This is a genomic window from Herbaspirillum autotrophicum, from assembly GCF_001189915.1.
Taxonomy (GTDB): Bacteria; Pseudomonadota; Gammaproteobacteria; order Burkholderiales; family Burkholderiaceae_D; genus Herbaspirillum; species Herbaspirillum autotrophicum.
In genome coordinates, this window is sequence record NZ_LFLS01000005.1 from 134,130 (window position 1) to 148,481 (window position 14,352).

At 56.4% G+C, this 14,352-nt stretch carries 14 protein-coding genes and 1 pseudogene; 6 read left to right on the top strand and 9 right to left on the bottom strand.

The features are described 5' to 3' along the window. Positions 1-50 precede the first annotated feature (50 nt). Both AKL27_RS05825 and AKL27_RS05830 read left to right on the top strand, forming a co-directional pair. On the top strand, positions 51-941 hold the full coding sequence (locus AKL27_RS05825) for a LysR family transcriptional regulator (RefSeq protein ID WP_050461853.1): 891 nt from the start codon (positions 51-53) through the stop codon (positions 939-941). Positions 942-1,078: 137 nt separating this feature from the next. Then, positions 1,079-1,750: an epoxyqueuosine reductase QueH gene (locus tag AKL27_RS05830; RefSeq protein WP_050461854.1), complete on the top strand. Its 672-nt coding sequence runs from the start codon at positions 1,079-1,081 to the stop codon at positions 1,748-1,750. Positions 1,751-1,965: 215 nt separating this feature from the next. On the opposite strand, the gene AKL27_RS05835 is transcribed toward AKL27_RS05830, so the two are convergent. The 3 genes from AKL27_RS05835 to AKL27_RS05845 form a co-directional block, all read right to left on the bottom strand. After that, positions 1,966-2,475: a flavin reductase family protein gene (locus tag AKL27_RS05835; protein WP_050461930.1), complete on the bottom strand. Its 510-nt coding sequence runs from the start codon at positions 2,473-2,475 to the stop codon at positions 1,966-1,968. 189 nt (positions 2,476-2,664) lie between these two features. Next, a complete protein-coding gene (locus AKL27_RS05840) occupies positions 2,665-3,693 on the bottom strand; it encodes a methionine synthase (RefSeq protein WP_050461855.1) in 1,029 nt (342 codons plus the stop codon). 27 nt (positions 3,694-3,720) lie between these two features. After that, positions 3,721-4,704, bottom strand: a complete 984-nt coding sequence (locus tag AKL27_RS05845) for a DUF1852 domain-containing protein (protein ID WP_050461856.1) — start codon at positions 4,702-4,704, stop codon at positions 3,721-3,723. A 204-nt stretch (positions 4,705-4,908) separates the two neighbouring features. Between AKL27_RS05845 and eno the strand changes: the two are divergent. Beyond that, positions 4,909-5,334, top strand: a pseudogene (eno, locus tag AKL27_RS05850) (phosphopyruvate hydratase); the annotation flags it as partial. Between the two features lie 61 nt (positions 5,335-5,395). On the opposite strand, the gene AKL27_RS05855 reads toward eno, so the two are convergent. Both AKL27_RS05855 and AKL27_RS05860 read right to left on the bottom strand, forming a co-directional pair. Beyond that, positions 5,396-6,841, bottom strand: coding sequence for an amino acid permease (locus tag AKL27_RS05855; protein ID WP_050461858.1), 1,446 nt, complete (start codon positions 6,839-6,841; stop codon positions 5,396-5,398). Between the two features lie 71 nt (positions 6,842-6,912). Further along, entirely contained in the window at positions 6,913-7,977 is a 1,065-nt protein-coding gene (locus AKL27_RS05860) for a porin (protein ID WP_050461931.1), read from the bottom strand. A gap of 370 nt (positions 7,978-8,347) precedes the next feature. Between AKL27_RS05860 and AKL27_RS05865 the strand changes: the two genes are divergently transcribed. After that, positions 8,348-8,821: an Lrp/AsnC family transcriptional regulator gene (locus AKL27_RS05865; RefSeq protein ID WP_050461932.1), complete on the top strand. Its 474-nt coding sequence runs from the start codon at positions 8,348-8,350 to the stop codon at positions 8,819-8,821. A 58-nt stretch (positions 8,822-8,879) separates the two neighbouring features. Here the strand turns inward: AKL27_RS05865 and AKL27_RS05870 are convergent, their stop codons facing one another. From AKL27_RS05870 to AKL27_RS05885, 4 genes are read right to left on the bottom strand one after another with little or no spacing between them, the layout of a single operon-like run. Beyond that, positions 8,880-9,254, bottom strand: coding sequence for a RidA family protein (locus tag AKL27_RS05870; RefSeq protein ID WP_050461859.1), 375 nt, complete (start codon positions 9,252-9,254; stop codon positions 8,880-8,882). Continuing rightward, complete coding sequence (locus AKL27_RS05875; RefSeq protein WP_050461860.1) at positions 9,251-10,150, bottom strand: alpha/beta hydrolase; 900 nt, start codon at positions 10,148-10,150, stop codon at positions 9,251-9,253. The genes AKL27_RS05870 and AKL27_RS05875 overlap by 4 nt, the downstream gene beginning before the upstream one ends. Continuing rightward, complete coding sequence (gene kynA / locus AKL27_RS05880) at positions 10,150-11,010, bottom strand: tryptophan 2,3-dioxygenase (protein ID WP_050461861.1); 861 nt, start codon at positions 11,008-11,010, stop codon at positions 10,150-10,152. The genes AKL27_RS05875 and kynA overlap by 1 nt, the downstream gene beginning before the upstream one ends. Positions 11,011-11,015: 5 nt before the next feature. After that, positions 11,016-12,212 (bottom strand): amino acid aminotransferase, encoded by a 1,197-nt coding sequence (locus AKL27_RS05885; protein ID WP_269749191.1) that lies wholly within the window; start codon positions 12,210-12,212, stop codon positions 11,016-11,018. A 142-nt stretch (positions 12,213-12,354) separates the two neighbouring features. Between AKL27_RS05885 and AKL27_RS05890 the strand changes: the two genes are divergently transcribed. After that, a complete protein-coding gene (locus AKL27_RS05890; protein ID WP_050461863.1) occupies positions 12,355-12,822 on the top strand; it encodes an Lrp/AsnC family transcriptional regulator in 468 nt (155 codons plus the stop codon). A 212-nt stretch (positions 12,823-13,034) separates the two neighbouring features. Then, complete coding sequence (locus AKL27_RS28750) at positions 13,035-14,348, top strand: putative bifunctional diguanylate cyclase/phosphodiesterase (protein ID WP_050461933.1); 1,314 nt, start codon at positions 13,035-13,037, stop codon at positions 14,346-14,348. The last annotated feature ends 4 nt before the right edge of the window (positions 14,349-14,352 follow it).

Here is a 14,352-nt window from a genome sequence, read left to right on the forward strand (position 1 = left end):
TGAAGTAAAATCGCCCTGTCTCTAAAAACCATGAATTTAAATCATTGATTATGATTGATCGCATCCATTTGTCCATCGTGCAAGAGGTGGAAAAGCAGGGCTCGCTGACTGCAGCGGCCGGCGTGCTCCACGTGACGCAGTCGGCCTTAAGCCACAGCATGAAGAAGCTGGAGCAGCAACTGGGCACCGACATCTGGCTGCGCGAAGGCCGCAGCCTGCGCCTGACTCAGGCCGGGCAATACCTGCTGGCCGTGGCCAACCGGGTGCTGCCGCAACTGGCGTTGGCGGAAGAACGCCTGCGCCAGTTCGCCCAGGGCGAGCGTGGCGCGTTGCGCATTGGCATGGAGTGCCATCCTTGTTACCAGTGGTTGCTGAAGGTAGTGTCGCCTTACCTGGCGGCGTGGCCGGATGTGGACGTGGACGTGAAGCAGAAATTCCAGTTTGGCGGCATCGGTGCCTTGTTCGGCTATGAAATCGATTTGCTGGTCACGCCCGATCCGCTGGACAAGCCAGGTCTGGTGTTCGAGCCGGTGTTCGACTACGAGCAAGTGCTGGTCGTGGCCGGCAGCCACAAACTCGCCAAGGAAGAATACGTCAAGCCCAAACAGTTGACCAACGAAGTACTGGTGACTTACCCGGTACCGGTGGATCGTCTGGACATCTACACCATGTTCCTCACGCCGGCCGGCATCACGCCCAAGCGCCATAAAGCTATCGAGACCACCGACATCATGTTGCAGATGGTCGCCAGCGGACGTGGCGTGGCGGCGCTGCCGCGCTGGCTGGTGCAGGAATATGCGGACAAGATGGATGTGGTTCCGGTGCGGCTCGGCAAGCACGGCATTGCCAAGAACATCTACCTCGGCACGCGCGAGGCGGATGTCGGCATCGATTATCTGCGGGCGTTCATCGAGCAGGCCAAGAGGCCCGTGGTCGCGTGATCGGTCCTGACGACAGGCGCTATGAATATTGCTCATGAAACCATGAAAACATATCCATTTTCATGAAGCCAAACCGCGGACGATAATCCCGGGTTACCCAGTCCGGCGAGCCCGGACGTAACTCATGGAGACGTCTCATGGCATCCACAACCGAACGCAAGCCGCTGGCCTTGCCGGGCGGGCACAAGAAAGTGCTGCTGCATTCCTGCTGCGCGCCATGCTCGGGCGAGGTAATGGAAGCCATGCAGGCCTCCGGCATCGACTTCACGATCTTTTTCTACAATCCCAACATCCATCCGCTGAAGGAATACGAACTGCGCAAGCAGGAGAACATCCGCTTTGCTGAAAAATCCGGCATCCCCTTCATTGACGCCGATTATGATCGCGACAACTGGTTTGAACGCGCCCAAGGCATGGAAGATGAACCGGAGCGTGGCATCCGCTGCACCATGTGCTTCGACATGCGGTTCGAGCGCACGGCGCTGTATGCCCATGAACATGGTTTCCCGGTCATCACCAGCTCGCTGGGCATCTCGCGCTGGAAGAACATGCAACAGATCAACGATTGCGGTCTGCGTGCAGCGTCGCACTATCCGCACATGCTGTATTGGGAATACAACTGGCGCAAAGGCGGCGGGTCGGCGCGCATGATCGAGATCAGCAAGCGCGAGACCTTCTATCAACAAGAGTATTGCGGTTGCGTCTACTCTTTGCGCGATACTAACCGGCACCGTCTGGAAAGCGGCCGTGAACGTATCCAGTTGGGGGTGAAGTTTTACGGCGATGAAGATGCAGCGGCCGAGGACTGAGTATCGGTCACGCCCTCAGAAGACGCCTGATCTGCGCACGGGAACTCGTTCCTCGACAGTCCCCTTCACGCTTGACCGAGCCTGAGCAAATCGCGCAACGCGGCGCTCATGAATTCCACCGGGCAGCCCGGGCTGATCACCACGGTCGGCGGAATACCAAGGTGATCGCCACCCCGCCCCGTCATCGGATGGATTCAGGCAGCGGTGGCAAACGCTCACACCACGCCATGCGCGGCGATATTGCGATATTGCCCTTTGAAGTACAGTAATGGCTGTGTAGCCGCCGCTTCTTGCAGGTTCAGCGCTTTCACTTCACCAATCACGATCAGGTGATCACCGGCGGCGTGTTCGGCGTAAATTTCGCAATCCAGCCAGTGCAGGCTGCCGGCAATGATCGGATTGCCCAGCGGCGATTCCTGCCATTCGATTTCGTGCCACTTGTCCGTGCCTCGCCGGGCGAATTGGTTGGAAATCCTGACCTGTTCATCTGACAGGATATTGACTGCGAACCGGCCGGCCTGACGAATTTTGGGATAGCTGGCCGAGCCCGACATCACGCTGAATGACACCAGCGGCGGGCTCATCGACACGCTATAGAACGACTGGCAAGTGAAACCAACCGGCTCGCCATCGATGTGTGAGGTAATTACCGCGATACCGGATGCGTAGTACCCAAGCGCTTCGCGAAAGCGCAATGGTTCGATGGCAGTACTGGAAAATGACATGGCAGGTACTAAATGTTGGATGCAGCGCGACAGTATCAAGGAAGGCCTGAAGTGGTCTGGCAAGGTGGGCTGACTTCCGCTTTTGCCAATGTTGAAAACGCCCCGGCGATCAACACCGGCCACATCGCGCGCCATTCTCCGTGGGTGACCGTCGCGAACTGCTCACGACAGTCATGTTCCGCCGCAAAATTATTTCGCGAGTTCTCTGCGGACGATTTCTGCGCCTGCACTCAACGCATTGAGCTTGCCTCTTGCTACCCGACGGGATAGCGGTGCCATGCCACAGTTGGTGCAAGGATAGAGCTTGTCGGCATCGACGAACTGAAGTGCCTTGCGCAGGGTATCGGCGACTTCCTCGGGTGTTTCAATGGTATCGCTTGCCACATCAATGGCCCCTACCATCACTTTTTTGCCTCGGATGAGTTCAATCAGATCCATTGGAACATGAGAGTTGTGACATTCCAGCGAGACGATATCGATATTGGATTTTTGCAGCTTGGGAAAAGCTTCCTCATATTGCCGCCACTCTGATCCGAGCGTCTTTTTCCAATCCGTATTGGCTTTGATGCCATAGCCATAGCAAATATGGACCGCAGTTTCACACTTCAATCCTTCAATTGCTCTTTCCAGCGTGGCAACGCCCCAATCATTCACCTCATCAAAGAAGACATTGAATGCGGGTTCATCAAATTGGATGATATCGACCCCGGCAGCTTCCAATTCCCTGGCTTCCTGGTTGAGGATCCTGGCGAATTCCCAAGCCAGTTTTTCACGACTTTTATAGTGGTTGTCATAAAGCGTATCGATCATCGTCATGGGACCTGGCAAAGCCCATTTGATGGGTTGCGTGGTCTGCTGACGTAAAAATCTGGCATCTTCAACAAAGACCGGCTTTTGACGAGCGACAGCACCAACGACCGTCGGTACGCTCGCATCATAGCGATCACGAATTCTCACCGTCTTGCGATTCTCAAAATCAACGCCGCTGAGATGCTCGATAAACGTAGTAACAAAATGCTGGCGTGTCTGTTCACCATCACTGACGATATCAATCCCTGCGTGCTGTTGTTCTTGCAGTGACAAACGCAACGCATCCTGTTTGCCCTCGGTCAATTCCTCATCTTGCAATTTCCAGGGGGACCAGAGTTTTTCGGGTTGCGCCAGCCAAGATGGTTTAGGCAAGCTGCCGGCAGTTGAAGTGGGTAACAATTTTTTCACAATACATGACCTTATGTTTTTGATTAGTCAAACGGCGTAATTAGCGGACCACTGCTCAAGAATGGCCTGGTATGGTTTGATAAAGTTTTCCTCGACAAACCGTCCCTGCCCGACAGCCAGCTGGCTACGTTCTTCCCGGTCATAAACAATTCGGGTTAATGAATAATCCTGATGTTTCAAACTTGGCTGATAGGACTTTCCTGCCGGAGAATTCGCGTTGTAAATCTCAGGCCGGTAAATCTTTTGGAAGGTATCCATCGTGCTGATGGTGCTGATGAGTTCAAGACTGGTGTAATCGCCAAGCAAATCGCCGGAAAAATAAAAAGCCAACGGCGCAACGCTGTTCGGCGGCATGAAATAGCGCACCTTCAAGCCCATTTTCTTGAAATATTCATCAGTCAGCGAATATTCATCTTGCTGGTATTCGATGCCCAATACAGGATGCTGATTTTCAGTCCGATGATAGGCCTTGCTGCTCGACACACTCAGACATATCACCGGCGGTTTACTGAAATGCGCCTTGTACGCGCTTGAATTCACGAAACACTTGAACAGCTTTCCATGCAACTCGCCGAAATTGTCCGGCGTGCTGAACTCAGGCCGCCCCTTGGTGTGCTCCGGCAGCAGTACGCTGAAATCGTAATCGCGCACGTAAGAGGAAAAATTATTCCCTGCAATGCCGTCAATGCGTTGATTGGTTTTTCGATCAACAATATTCGTCTTCAATATCTCAATCAACGGGAGCGCAGCACCACTGCTTTCACCGGCGATATTCATCTCAACGGAAATGATCTCGAGCTTGACGGCATAACGATCGCCGTTGGGATTATCCCAATGCGCCAGGGCATTGAAACGATTGTCGATCATGCTGAAGGTGTTGCGCAGGTTCTCCTGGCGACTCTTCCCCCTGGCCAAATTGGCAAAGTTGGTCGTGATCCGCGTCGTCTCTGAAGGGTGATAGTCTTCATCGAAACAAATGCTCTTGATGGCAAATGTAAATTCTTTACTCATTGTGATCTGGCACCCTGATTTCTGAGATAAAACCTGCGTTTATTTCTCGCGTTGTCCGTACTTCCCAATGTTCTTTTCTGGTTTTTTATTTCAACAGTCTGGACATTGCCGGTATTTGAGACGGATTCTATGCTGCGCCATCGATGAATAAAAGTGAATTGATCTCATAAAATCATTAGTTATATTCATAATGCAGCGCGCAGGCAATTGCTGACATCCCGGCCTGGCGATCAATGCCAGTTGGTCGGCGACGATCTCTTTTGCACCAACGAACGCTTGTTGCAGGATGGCATCGATGCCGCGATGGGCAACGCGATCCTCATCAAAATGCACCAGATCGGCACCCTCAGTGAAACGCTGGCCACTGTCAGGGCGGCGCAGGCAGCCGGTTACGCTATGGTGATCTCACATCGCTCGGGAGAGACCGAGGATGCCAGCATTGCCGATATCGCGGTGGCGACCAGCAGTGGTCAAATCAAGACCGGGGCGTTGTCGCGCTCCGACCGCACCGCCAAATACAATCAATTGATTCGCATCGAGCGCGCACTGGGGGCGCAGGCAACGTTCGCCGCAGCAGCGCCGTTCGCGGCGCGTTCCCGGCGTCACAGCGGCAAACCGGGCGCAGCATGACAAGCCCGGCAATCCTCTGACACAGCGCTGGCGGCGGCAGACCCGTCGCCAGTCGCACGCGTCATGAAGACAGCTTGCTCGCCGTATCACGCACTGGCGCCGATGCGCGCCGGCCGTACCAAAAGAAATAGGCAAGGCTGAGCAGGATGAGGAATGGCACACCAAAGATCAGCGTCATGCGGAATTCCGCCACGAACAGGGTCGTGGTCATGATCGCCAGCATCAGGCCGGCGCCGAGCAGCGTCAGTACCGGAAAGCCGATCATGCGAAACCGCAGCGGTATCTTGCCGTGCCGGTTCCAGTGGCGACGGAAGAAATAGTGCGTCACAAAAATCATCATCCAGGTAAACAAGGCGCCAAACATGGCGATGGCCATCATGATGGTGAATGAAGCATCGGGATACACCACGCTCAGCAACACCGCCAGGGCAATGCCGACCGTCGACAACAGCAAGGCCGCCAGCGGCACGCCACGCCGGTTGACCTGTCCCAACCGTTGCGGTGCATAGCCGCCGCGCGACAAGCTGAACATCATGCGGGTAGTGATGTAGAGCTGACTATTCATCGACGACAACGCCGCCACCAGCACGACGAAATTGATCACGCCGGCAGCACCCGGAGTGTTGATCGCTTCCATCACCATCACGAACGGACTGCGGTCATGGCTGGCGGCGGTCCATGGCACAATCGCCAGCATCAGCGCCAGCGTCAGCAGATAAAACAACACCAGCCGCACCACCGTAGAACGAAATGCACTGGTCACTGCGGTTTCCGGATCTTTGGCTTCACCGGCGGCGACCGCAATCATCTCGATGCTCAGGTAACTGAAGATGGCAATGATGACTGCTACCCACATGCCCCACGCGCCGTGCGGGAAAAAGCCGCCGTGCTCAACGTAGTGATGAAAGCCGGCCAGTTGTGCCGTGCCACCGACGTTGGCCAGCGAGGCCGGCGCCACAAACACGATGTAAGCCCCGAGCAGGATAAAGCCGACAATCGCGGCAATCTTGATCAGCGAAAACCAGTATTCGACCGCGCCGAATACTTTCACGCTGAAGGCATTGATCAATACCAGTGCCGCAGAAAACGACGCAATCCAGAACCAGCCCGGTACCGCCGGGAACCAGTATTTCATATACAGCGCGATGGCGGTCACTTCGGTGCCGACTGCCAGCACGATGCAGGCCCAGTAGGCATAACGCACCATGAAGCCGGCCCAGGGGCTGATGTAGTGCTCGGCATAAGCGCCGAATGAACCGGAGGTAGGATGGGCCACCGTCATTTCTGCCAGACAGCCCATCAGCACGATGGCGATCACGGCGCCGATGGCGTAACTGAGCAATACGCTGGGACCGGCAAAGCCGATGGCGAAACCGCTGCCCAGAAACAGGCCGGTGCCGATGGCGCCGCCAATGGCGATCATGGACATCTGACCGGGCGTCAGTGAGCGCTGCAAGCCCCGCTCCCGTTCGATGATTTTCTGGAACTGCTGGGTTGGATCATGCATGTTTGTCTCCAATGAATTATCAGTTATGCGTGGTGCGGGCATGTCCGGCGCTCTGCGGCGCCTTGCATGCTTCAGAAGCTGTGGCGTATACCGAGCGCGGCGCCGGTCTGGCTATTGCTGCCCGGCAGTTCCGTGGCAGCACCATCCCTGACCTTGTTGTAATCCAGCGTGGCGTACAACTGCGTCCGCTTCGACAGCGAATACTCGGCCAGCAGCACTCCCGTGTAGCGCCGGCCGTCGTTATCGGCAATGCCGTTGACGTTTTTCATGGCGCTGTAATACAGCGCACCGGTCAGCGCCAGCACCGGGCTGGCCTGATACGTGATGCCGGTATACAACGTGCGGTCCTTGTGCGGATTGGCTGCAAATGCACCGTAGCTGACATTGACGCTGCTGTCATTCAAGGCCTGATCGACACCGCCGGTGGCATCGCTGCCGCCGACATAACCGAGGAACAGTCGCGCTGCGCCGATTCCGTAGCTGCCCGCCAGCCCCCACATTTTCGCCATGTTGTTGGCGGCATCGCGTTGCACCTGATAGACCGCACCAATGCTGGCGTTGCCTTGGGTATATACCGCCCGGCCACCGGCATACGCGTTGCGGCTGGCACTGCCGGCCTGTTCGCCAAAACCGTAAGTGGCACCCAGATTGAGGCCGCCGAATTTGCCGTCGTAACTGACCGCATTGTCAATGCGCCCGCCGGTGATGAAGTAGGCCCAGGAGTTGGCCGTGTAATTGCCGACCGTGAGCGGATCAAATTCGCCGAACAGATTGAATCCTTCGGTATTCTGACGACCGAGTTTGACGGTACCGTAGGCACTGTCCAGTCCGACATAAGAATAGCGGCCAAACAGGCGGCCGTTTTGATTGGCTTGCCCGGTTTGCGGATCGAAACCATTTTCCAGCCGGAAAATTGCCTTCATCCCGGCGCCGAGATCTTCTTCGCCCTTGAAACCGAACCGGCTGTTGGTGACGGCGCCATTGGTCAGCACCACGTTGCTGCCGTTCTGGGCATTGGCGTTGTTGGTGAAACGAATACTTTGATCAACGATACCGTATAAGGTGACGGCACTTTGCGCATGGGCATGGCCGGCGGCGAGCAGCGTGGCGGCAAGATAAAATCCTGATTTTTTCAACATATCTCCTTTTTTATTTTTCCGAAAAAAGCGCTCGCAGGCGAGCGCTTTCACAGCAGATTGCAAGTGCGCTGCGGCGCCGGCGAAGTGTTGTATCCGGCCGTGCCGCAACGGTGGGGACTTGCATCATTGACGGTCAGGAGAGTGTCTATCCGGAGCGGTTTTTTCCATCTTCCAGCACGCTGAAAAATTGCCGGAAGGCACGTGCCACAGGACTTCCGCCACCCTGAAAATACCACCATCGCCAACCAATCAATACAAAAAATGGTATCAATATTGAATCAAAAAATTCTTTTGTTCTTTGGTCTAATTCGCGTATAAATGATATAAAAAATTCAGAAACAACTTACTTCCTGGTGAAATTTTCATGATGAATATTGACCGCACCGATTTGCGTATCCTGCGCCACCTGGAACAGAACGGAAAAATCACGAATCAGGAATTGGCCGACGCTGCCGCGCTCTCGGTTTCGGCATGTTTTCGCAGGGTAAAGTTGCTGGAGGATTCCGGTGTCATTGCCGGCTATCGCTGCATTATCGGCACCAGGGAAGTGGGTCTGGGATTTGAAACGCTGGTCAATGTATCGATGCGTACCGACAGCGACCGCTGGCATGAAAACTTTGTCAAGGCGCTCGACGACTGGCCCGAAGTGATTGAAGCGCGCATCGTCTCAGGACAATACAATTATGTGTTGACGGTGCGCACCAGCAGCCTCGATCACTACTCCGATTTCGTCATCAACAAATTGCACAAATCGCCGGGCGTGATGTCGATCAGTTCCAGCATCGTGCTGGCGACATTGAAACAGAATGGCTCACTGGTAGCCTTGCTTGAAAAAGGCTGAACCGGATGTGAGATGAGGGTCGCGCCTGCCGCCGGTGCTATCCGGCCGCCGGCATCACTCAGGCAATTGCCGCATAGGCCACGATTTCCATCTTCATGCCCGGCACCACCAGTGCCACTACACCCATGCTGGAACGGTTCGGATACGGCGCCTTGAAAAATTCACGGTAGACCGCATCGATCTCGGCCATGTCGGCAACGTCGGTCATGTAGATCAAGACTTGCGTGACATCGTCGAGATCCCCGCCGGCAGCCTGTACCGCATTTTGCAGATTGGAAAATGTCAGGCGCGCTTGCTGCCCGATTGGTCCGGTATCGATACTGCCATCGCTGCGCACCGGACCATGCGCCGTGAACAAGATGCCGGTAGCCTTGACCGCCCAGGAAAATGGTTGTTTCAGCGCCGGCAAACCGGTATCGATAATTTGCTTCATGACAAGTCCTGGTTGCTGCTGCGCGCAGCGGTGTGATGCAACATGGCCAGCGTGGCCGCGCCCAGCATGGTGTCGGATCGGCTCAGATCGAGAATGACGTCGAAGTGATTGCGGGCCGGTTCTTCGAAGCACGACAAGCCGGCAATATCGGTGGCGGCCAGCAGCGCCGCAAAGTCGCGGCTCTGGCGTTTGAATTCGCTGGTTTCGACCTCGCCCCAGCAAATGATCGCCGGTGGAAAATCATCCAGCTTCATGCGACACGGACTGACGGTACCGGCCGTCGCTGCCGTCAATGCCAGCGGCGCGGCGATGCTGGTGCCGATCAGGGGTGCCAGGTCATAGATGCCGGATACCAGTACCGCACCGGCCGGCAACCCCGCAGGCAAATCATCATCCCGGTCGCGCAGGCATGTCATGGCGGCGAGATGTGCGCCGGCCGAGCTGCCGGCCACCACGATACGCTGCCCATCGATGCCGAAGGACGCCGCATTGCCATGCAACCAACGCAAGGCGCGCCGGCATTCCTGCACCATCTCTGCAATGCCGGCGGCCGGCGCCAGCGTGTAATCAATCGCGGCAAAGGCAACGCCGGCTTCGATACAGCCGGCGGCAGCAAACAAGGAGCTGGCCTTGGACAACTCTTGCCAGTACCCGCCATGAATGAACACCAGCAATGCGACCGGCTGCGATGCTGCCGCCGTGGACGTCGGCAAAAACAGATCCAGCCGTTCGGACAGTTTCTCGCCATAGGCGAGATCGCGATGCACGGTACAGGCCGCCGGCGTCGCAGCACTGCGATCCGCGTATTCCTGCAGACAGGGTTGATAATTGCCGCCGATGCACGATGAGGGCGAATATTCGCGCTCCCGTTCAGCAAGAGAAAAAGTGGTCGGCATCAGAGTTCGGTGCGTACCCGCCACAGCTCGGGAAACAACACCACGTCCAGCATCTTGCGCAGATAACTGACACCGCCGGTGCCTCCGGTGCCGCGCTTGAAACCGATGATGCGCTCAACCGTGGTGACATGGCGAAAACGCCACAGGCGGAAGGCGTCTTCCAGGTCCACCAGTTCCTCGGCCAACTGGTACAGATCCCAATGCGCTTCAGGTTGCTGGTATACCTGCAACCACGCCTGCACCACTTCTTCGCTGGCGTCGTAGGGCCGGGTCCAGTCGCGTTCGACATGGCTGGCGGGAATCGCAAAACCACGGCGCGCCATCAGACGCAATGCTTCGTCATACAGTGATGGCGATTCATACACATGACGTACCTGTTCCAGAATGTCGGCGCGATGTTCATGCGGCTTGAGCATGACGGCGCTTTTATTGCCGAGACAGAATTCGATGCTGCGGTACTGATAACTCTGAAATCCGCTCGACGCGCCGAGATACGTGCGCATGGCGGTATATTCCGACGGCGTCATGGTCGCCAGCACATCCCAGGCGTGCACCAGTTGCTCCAGAATGCGGGAGACCCGCGCCAGCATCTTGAAGGCGTTGTCCAGTTTATCGCTGGCGATGCAGCGCATGGCGGCGCCGAGTTCATGCAGCGCCAGCTTCATCCACAGTTCACTGGTCTGATGCTGCACGATAAACAGCATTTCATCATGCGTCGACGACAGCGGCTGTTGCGCGCTGAGTACCTTGTCCAGTTGCAGATAGTCGCCATAGCTCATCGAGGCACTGAAATCGAGTTGTGCCTTTTCCTCGGAGACAATGGTTTCAACAGCGGATACGGGCGCGGATGGTTTTTGCATACGGTTCACTCCAGTACGGCGGCAATGGCGTCTGCCACATGCCCGACATTGCCGGTAGTCAGCCCGGACAGACACAAGCGGCCGGAACCCACCAGATACACCGCGTGCTCTTCACGCAAGCGATCTACCTGCGCCGCGCTCAGGCCGGTGTAGCTGAACATGCCGCGCTGCGTGAGCAGATAGTCAAAGTTGCGCCGGCCGTCGAATTTTTCATTGAGCGCCGCATGCAGGGATTCGCGCATGGCACGAATCCGCTGGCGCATCGCGCCGGTTTCCTGCACCCATTGGGCAAATAATTTCGGATCCTGCAAGATGCTGGCAACGATGCGCGCGCCATGTGTCGGCGGCGTTGAATAGTTGCGCCGTACCGTGGCCTTGAGTTGGCCGAGTACGGTTTCTGCATCGCGCCGGTCCGCACAGACAACACTCAAGCCGCCGCAGCGTTCGCCATACAGCGAGAAATTCTTGGAAAAGGAATTGGCGACAAAGAATTGCATGCCGGCTTCGGCCAATGCGTGCAATGCAAATGCATCTTCATCGAGACCGTCACCGAAACCCTGATAGGCGATATCGATGAATGGAATCAGTTCACGTTCCTTGAGTACCGGGATCAATGTCCGCCATTGGTCGTGCGACAGATCGACGCCGGTCGGGTTGTGGCAACTGGCGTGCAACAACACGATACTTTGGCGCGGCAAGGTATGCAATGTCGCCAGCATCTGGTCAAACAGCAAGCCGCCGGTGGCGGGGTCGTAATAGGGGTAGGTATGCACTTGCAGGCCGGCGCCCTCGAAGATGGCGCGATGGTTATCCCAGGTCGGATCGCTGACCCAGATCTCTGCGGCCGGGAAATAGCGACGCAGGAAGTCGGCGCCGACCTTCAGTCCGCCGGAGCCGCCCAAGGTTTGCAAGGTCGCGGCACGACCGCTGGTGACGACTTCGCTCGCAGCGCCAAACAACAGATGCTGCACGGCAGTACGGAAACTTTCCAGTCCTTCCATCGGCAGGTAGGGACGCGGACCGAGCTGTTGCAGCAATGCGGTTTCAGCCTGACGTACCGAATCCAGCATCGGCAAGCGGCCGGCATTGTCGAAATACACGCCAATACTGAGGCTGACCTTGTCGGTGCGCTGGTCGCGGGAAAACGCTTCCATCAGGGACAAGATCGGGTCACCCGGATACGGCGGAATATGTCCAAACAGTGTTGACGCAGGGGAACGCATGGCTAGCCTCTTCATTGGTTATTTGTCTATCCCCCGATAGTAGTATCCAAAAATTATTAATCCAATATATTTTTTCGATGAGTATAATAAATTCACATTCCATCATCCTGTTGAATAAATTATGCAAAATGAATTCGATGAGATCGACCGCCAGCTGTTAGCCGCGCTGCAAGATAACGCCCGCCTGACCAGCGGCGAACTGGCCGAGATGACCGGGTTATCGCAATCGCCTTGCTGGCGCCGCATCCGGCGGCTGGAAGAAGCCGGTCTGATTGATGGTTATCATGCCAGACTCAGCCGCCGGGCGCTGGGCTATGGCGTGGTGGCATTCGTGAGTATCAGCATTGATCTGCAGAACGAAGCGCGCTCCATCGAATTCGCCGAAGCGGTGCGCGCCATTCCGCAAGTGGTCATGTTTCACGGCGTCACCGGCACTGCAGATTTCCTGTTGATGGTGGTGGCCAAAGACCTCGACGCATATTCCGATCTGTTGCAACACAGCCTGCACCGGCTGCCCGGCGTCAGGCAAGTACAAACCAGTTTCTCGGTGCAGGAATTCAAGGGTTTCAACGAGTTGCCGATTCCCTGACAATGATTGACCCGCCAACCGTCAGTTTTTCCCGGCGCACCAGTGCCGGGAACATCGAGTTGACTGCACGCGGGCTTCTGCTTTACCTTGATGCGACGTAAACCGAAGCGTACAATTTTTCGCACCGGGTCTGCATGCTTGGCCCCCGACACTGATTGGCGGCGATATCTATGGATATGCAGGCGAGTTCCACCTGGAAGCAGTCATTACGCATGCGTCGCGCATTGCTGCTGAGTTCGGTTGTGCTCGCTGCGGTGTCGCTGTTCTGGGCAGTGTATTTTGCGCTGCACGGCAACCGGGCGATTTGCTTCATGAACCTGGTATCCACCACGATTGCCGCCACCACTGCCCTGCTGACCTTGCGCGGCCATACCCGTGCGGCGGCGGTCGTCATCTTTTGCGCGGTCTATATCGTACTGTGCATCGTCAGTGTACTGATGGATGTGCCGACACCCCAGGCCCCCCGCTCCACTCACAACTACTTTCTGGTCATCGCCCTGTTCGCTTCGCTGGTGTTTCGAAACGATCATCCATGGCTGCGACATGGCTTGAGTGCGGCCGCTTTGCTGGCCTTCATTTTCTTTGCCAGCAATTCCTGGGGCCTGAACACCGGCTATCAGTTGGGACCAGAGGTGCGGGTGATCGGCACTTGGGTCCACAACACAGTCGCGACCGGCTTTCTGTGCGTGTTGCTGTGGGTAATGCAAGCCAATCTGGCCCAACGCAGCGTGATGGAGTCCGACCTGCTGCGGGCGCTGCCGGACAATCAGCTGACCCTGCACTATCAACCCCAGATCGGCGACGACGGCCGGATTACCGGCGCCGAAGCCTTGTTGCGCTGGCGGCATCCGGTCAAAGGCATGATCTCGCCGGCCGACTTCATCCCGCTGGCAGAGCAAACCGGACTGATCTTGCCCATCGGGCATTGGGTGCTCGGCATGGCGTGCGCGCAACTGATGGCATGGGCAAAAAATCCGGCTACCGCGCACCTGAGCGTGGCAGTCAACGTCAGCGCGCTGCAATTCAAACAGGCCGATTACGTCAGCCAGGTGATTTCCGTGCTGGACCGTTCCAACGTCAATCCGGCCTTGCTCAAACTGGAGCTGACCGAAAGCATGCTGGTCAATGACGTCGATGACATCATCAGCAAAATGCATGCGCTCAAGACCAAGGGTGTCGGATTGTCACTGGATGACTTCGGCACCGGCTACTCTTCACTCGGCTATCTGAAAAGATTGCCGCTCGACCAGATCAAGATCGATCAGATCTTCGTGCGTGATCTGCTGACCGACGCCAACGATGCCGCCATTGCGCGTACCGTCATGACACTGGCGCAAAGTCTGAACCTGCATGTGATCGCAGAAGGCGTGGAAACCGAAGGTCAGCGACAGTTTCTGGCCGCCATCGGTTGCTATTCATTTCAGGGATATTTGCTCAGCCCGCCGTTGCCGATTGCCGGCTTTGAAGAGGTATTGCTGTCACACAATGCAACCGCGGATGCTGCACCCGGACTCTTCCGTGTCTGATGTC

Bases quoted from the DNA above. Each gene is read 5' to 3' on its own strand.
- AKL27_RS05825 (WP_050461853.1), top strand. From the start codon at position 51: ATGATTGATCGCATCCATTTGTCCATCGTGCAAGAGGTGGAAAAGCAG.
- AKL27_RS05830 (WP_050461854.1), top strand. From the start codon at position 1,079: ATGGCATCCACAACCGAACGCAAGCCGCTGGCCTTGCCGGGCGGGCAC.
- AKL27_RS05835 (WP_050461930.1), bottom strand. From the start codon at position 2,475: ATGTCATTTTCCAGTACTGCCATCGAACCATTGCGCTTTCGCGAAGCG.
- AKL27_RS05845 (WP_050461856.1), bottom strand. From the start codon at position 4,704: ATGAGTAAAGAATTTACATTTGCCATCAAGAGCATTTGTTTCGATGAA.
- AKL27_RS05855 (WP_050461858.1), bottom strand. From the start codon at position 6,841: ATGCATGATCCAACCCAGCAGTTCCAGAAAATCATCGAACGGGAGCGG.
- AKL27_RS05865 (WP_050461932.1), top strand. From the start codon at position 8,348: ATGAATATTGACCGCACCGATTTGCGTATCCTGCGCCACCTGGAACAG.
- AKL27_RS05870 (WP_050461859.1), bottom strand. From the start codon at position 9,254: ATGAAGCAAATTATCGATACCGGTTTGCCGGCGCTGAAACAACCATTT.
- AKL27_RS05875 (WP_050461860.1), bottom strand. From the start codon at position 10,150: ATGCCGACCACTTTTTCTCTTGCTGAACGGGAGCGCGAATATTCGCCC.
- kynA (WP_050461861.1), bottom strand. From the start codon at position 11,010: ATGCAAAAACCATCCGCGCCCGTATCCGCTGTTGAAACCATTGTCTCC.
- AKL27_RS05890 (WP_050461863.1), top strand. From the start codon at position 12,355: ATGCAAAATGAATTCGATGAGATCGACCGCCAGCTGTTAGCCGCGCTG.
- AKL27_RS28750 (WP_050461933.1), top strand. From the start codon at position 13,035: ATGCGTCGCGCATTGCTGCTGAGTTCGGTTGTGCTCGCTGCGGTGTCG.